The following is a 4,807-nucleotide window of genomic DNA, read 5'->3' on the forward strand; positions in this document are numbered from 1 at the left end:
TTTGGGAGGCGACCGCCCCAGTCAAACTACCCACCAGACATTGTCCCACTTGAGGATAACTCAAGCTGGTTAGCTACCCAAATAAGAAAGAGTGGTATCTCAACAACGGCTCATATACAACTGGCGTCATATACTCAAAGCCTCCCACCTATCCTGCACATTCTTATCCAAATAGCAGTGTCAAGCTGTAGTAAAGGTCCACGGGGTCTTTCCGTCTTGCCGCGGGTAGGAGGAATTTTCACCTCCACTACAATTTCACTGGATCCCTCTTTGAGACAGCTCCCATCTCGTTACGCCATTCATGCAGGTCGGTATTTAACCGACAAGGAATTTCGCTACCTTAGGACCGTTATAGTTACGGCCGCCGTTTACTCGGGCTTCGATCAAGAGCTTCGCTAATGCTAACCCCATCAATTAACCTTCGAGCACCGGGCAGGCGTCACACCCTATACATCCTCTTACGAGTTAGCAGAGTGCTGTGTTTTTGGTAAACAGTCGGGAGGGACTCTTTGTTGTAAGTTTCTTCGCTTTCGGAGTAAATCCTAATACGAAGCGAACCACACCTTATACCGAAGATACGGTGCTATTTTGCAGAGTTCCTTAAAGAGAGTTCTTCCACGCGCCTTAGAATACTCATCCCACCCACCTGTGTCGGTTTACGGTACGGGCAACATTAGCTAAACTTAGAAACTTTTCTTGGCTCGACGGCATCAGCAATTCTCCTCGCTGTCCGAAGACTTTGAAGAGCCTTTCAGTTCTCGGAGTATTGTTATACGGATTTGCCTATATAACCTCCTACGACCTTAGACTAGCACTTCCATCCGCTAGCTTGCTTAGCCCTAAGCGTCCTTCCATCGCACACTAATGTTGGTATTGGAATATTAACCAATTTGCCATCGTCTACCCCTTTCGGACTCGACTTAGGACCCGACTAACCCTACGATGACGAGCATCGCGTAGGAAACCTTGGGTTTACGGCGTTAATGATTCTCACATTAATTATCGCTACTCATGCCTGCATGCTCACTTCTATTCGCTCCAGCACTCCTTACCGGTATACCTTCGGCGCAAATAGAACGCTCTCCTACCACTTGATAAAATCAAGTCTACAGCTTCGGTACTTACTTTAGCCCCGTTATATTTTCCGCGCAAAATCACTAGACCAGTGAGCTATTACGCTTTCTTTAAAGGATGGCTGCTTCTAAGCCAACCTCCTGGTTGTTTAAGTAACTTCACATCGTTTTCCACTTAAGTAAGATTTAGGGACCTTAGCTGGTAGTCTGGGTTGTTTCCCTCTTGACGACGGATTTTATCACTCGCCGCCTGACTGCTGTGATTACATATAAGGTATTCGGAGTTTGATAGGGTTTGGTACATTGGTGTATGCCCTAGCCCATTCAGTGCTCTACCCCCTTATACTACGACACAACGCTATACCTAAATATATTTCGGAGAGAACCAGCTATCACGAAGTTTGATTGGCCTTTCACCCCTATCCACAAGTCATCCGGGGGCTTTTCAACGCCTATCGGTTCAGTCCTCCACTAGTTCTTACACTAGCTTCAACTTGCTCATGGATAGATCACTTCGTTTCGGGTCTGCAGCATCTGACTTAAGCGCCCTATTCAGACTCGCTTTCGCTACGGCTTCGCGTGTGCTTAACCTTGCCAGACACCACAACTCGCAGGCTCATTATGCAAAAGGCAGTCCATCACACTGTATTGCTACATAGTGCTCTGAATGATTGTAAGCAAATGGTTTCAGGTTCTATTTCACTCTGATCACCTCAGTTCTTTTCACCTTTCCCTCACGGTACTTGTGCACTATCGGTCTGGTAGTAGTATTTAGGGTTGGATCGTGGTCGACCCAGCTTCAGACAGGATTCCTCGTGTCCCGCCCTACTCAGGATACTGCTAGCTAAGGTTTGGTTTTCGTATACGGGACTATCACCCTCTATGGCTACACTTTCCAGAGTGTTCTACTAACCTTACCTATTGCACATTGCAGTCCTACAACCCCCAGTGCAAGCACTGGGTTTGCCCTCTTGCGCTTTCGCTCGCCGCTACTGACGCAATCTCTATTGATTTCTTTTCCTGTAGGTACTAAGATGTTTCAATTCCCTACGTTCGCTCCATTATGGTAGTATATATCTCTATATACTGGGTTGCCCCATTCGGAAATCTACGGATCAAAGCTTCTTGACAGCTCCCCGTAGCTTATCGCAGTCTAGTACGTCCTTCATCGCCTTTACCAGCCAAGGCATCCACCATTCGCTCTTAATAGCTTACCTTTTAATTTATTCTAAAACGCATCACTTCCTTGTTAAAGTTTTTATGATAAGACTTTACTATCTTAAGACGGAAAGCATTTAAACACTTAATAAAACTAAAAATATTAGTCTAACTAAGTTGTGAGTTTAAAACTTGTCTTTAACTAAAAGCTAAAGAAAAGATAGTTAGGTTTTATCCTTTAACAAGTCCTGTAAAATTGTTTTTATTAAAACTTGCTTGTGACTCTTAACAATGATAATTCAAATAACATTAAATAACTAATCTAATATATAAAATATTCTATTATTTATTTAGCTTAGGTCTTAAAACCTAAAGGAAGTATATATAAAGAGTTTAAATAATTTAAAAACATAAGTAATAAAGTATTTTACTTTACTTATTGCTTTATTATTAGCTATATACTTGCTTTAAGTTTTAAAACTTTATTATATGATTGATAAACAAATCTTTTTTTATGGTGGGCCTAACAAGACTTGAACTTGTGACCTCACCCTTATCAGGGGTGCACTCTAACCAGCTGAGCTATAGGCCCTTAAAAATGGTGGAGAATAGCGGGATCGAACCGCTGACCTCCTGCGTGCAAAGCAGGCGCTCTCCCAGCTGAGCTAATTCCCCAAAATTAGCTTTTCATCAATCTTTGAAATCTAAACAAGGATGATTGAGTCTATATATGAACTGATAGTTGTGAGACTTATCAGTTTGTACTCTAGAAAGGAGGTGATCCAACCGCAGGTTCTCCTACGGTTACCTTGTTACGACTTCACCCCAGTCGCTGATTCCACTGTGGACGGTAACTAGTTTAGTATTCCGGCTTCGAGTGAAATCAACTCCCATGGTGTGACGGGCGGTGAGTACAAGACCCGGGAACGTATTCACCGTAGCATGGCTGATCTACGATTACTAGCGATTCCGGCTTCATGCTCTCGAGTTGCAGAGAACAATCCGAACTGGGACATATTTTATAGATTTGCTCCACCTCGCGGTATTGCGTCTCATTGTATATGCCATTGTAGCACGTGTGTCGCCCTGGGCATAAGGGCCATGATGACTTGACGTCGTCCACACCTTCCTCCTCCTTACGAAGGCAGTCTATTTAGAGTGCTCGGCCGAACCGTTAGCAACTAAATACGTGGGTTGCGCTCGTTGCGGGACTTAACCCAACATCTCACGACACGAGCTGACGACAGCCGTGCAGCACCTGTCTCTAAGTTCTAGCAAGCTAGCACCCTCTTATCTCTAAGAGGTTCTTAGGATATCAAGCCCAGGTAAGGTTCTTCGCGTATCTTCGAATTAAACCACATGCTCCACCGCTTGTGCGGGTCCCCGTCTATTCCTTTGAGTTTTAATCTTGCGACCGTACTCCCCAGGCGGTACACTTAATGCGTTAGCTGCATTACTGAGATGACTAGCACCCCAACAACTAGTGTACATCGTTTAGGGCGTGGACTACCAGGGTATCTAATCCTGTTTGCTCCCCACGCTTTCGCGCCTTAGCGTCAGTTAAGTTCCAGCAGATCGCCTTCGCAATGGGTATTCTTGGTGATATCTACGGATTTTACCCCTACACCACCAATTCCATCTGCCTCTCCCTCACTCTAGACTACCAGTTTCCCAAGCAGTTCAACGGTTAAGCCGTTGGATTTCACAAGAGACTTGATAATCCGCCTACGCGCCCTTTACGCCCAGTGATTCCGAGTAACGCTTGCACCCTCCGTATTACCGCGGCTGCTGGCACGGAGTTAGCCGGTGCTTATTCCTTAGGTACCGTCAGAATTCTTCCCTAAGAAAAGGAGTTTACGCTCCGAAAAGTGTCATCCTCCACGCGGCGTTGCTGCGTCAGGGTTTCCCCCATTGCGCAATATTCCCTACTGCTGCCTCCCGTAGGAGTCTGGACCGTGTCTCAGTTCCAGTGTGACTGATCATCCTCTCAGACCAGTTAAGCGTCATAGCCTTGGTGAGCCATTACCTCACCAACTAGCTGATACTATATAGTCTCATCCTACACCGAAAAACTTTCCCTACTCAACTTATGTTAAGCAGGAGTATAGAGTATTAGCAGTCGTTTCCAACTGTTGTCCTCTTGTGTAGGGCAGATTAACTATACCTTACTCACCCGTGCGCCACTAATCCACTTCTAGCAAGCTAAAAGCTTCATCGTTCGACTTGCATGTATTAGGCACGCCGCCAGCGTTCACTCTGAGCCAGGATCAAACTCTCCATAAAAAATATAGATAGTTTAATCTTTTTCTTCAAAGAAAAAGTATTTTAAAGATTAATAAAATAATCTTTAATTATTAATTGATAGATTTACATTATTAAGGTAAATCTCTGGCTCAATCGATCACTTATTTAGATTTCAAAGATTGACTATAAGATTTGATTAACAATATTAATAATTTAAAGAACAAATATAAAAAATTAAGATAAAAATCTTAAGTTTTTTAAGTCCCTTTTATTTGAAAAGGAAATGAAATTATAGCAGTAAAAGCTTAAAGTTTTATTAAATTGGGGATAGA

The 4,807-nt window shown here is 43.6% G+C and carries 2 tRNA genes and 2 rRNA genes; all 4 read right to left on the reverse strand.

What is annotated here, in order from left to right:
- A 23S ribosomal RNA gene (locus L8W64_RS08680) occupies positions 1-2,290 on the reverse strand; the annotation flags it as partial.
- A gap of 456 nt (positions 2,291-2,746) precedes the next feature.
- Positions 2,747-2,823 (reverse strand) — tRNA-Ile (locus tag L8W64_RS08685).
- A 7-nt stretch (positions 2,824-2,830) separates the two neighbouring features.
- Positions 2,831-2,906 (reverse strand) — tRNA-Ala (locus L8W64_RS08690).
- A gap of 95 nt (positions 2,907-3,001) precedes the next feature.
- Positions 3,002-4,514 (reverse strand): 16S ribosomal RNA (locus L8W64_RS08695).
- Positions 4,515-4,807 lie beyond the last annotated feature (293 nt).

The sequence above is a fragment of the Campylobacter sp. IFREMER_LSEM_CL1097 genome, from assembly GCF_025772225.1.
Lineage (GTDB): Bacteria > Campylobacterota > Campylobacteria > Campylobacterales > Campylobacteraceae > Campylobacter_D > Campylobacter_D lari_D.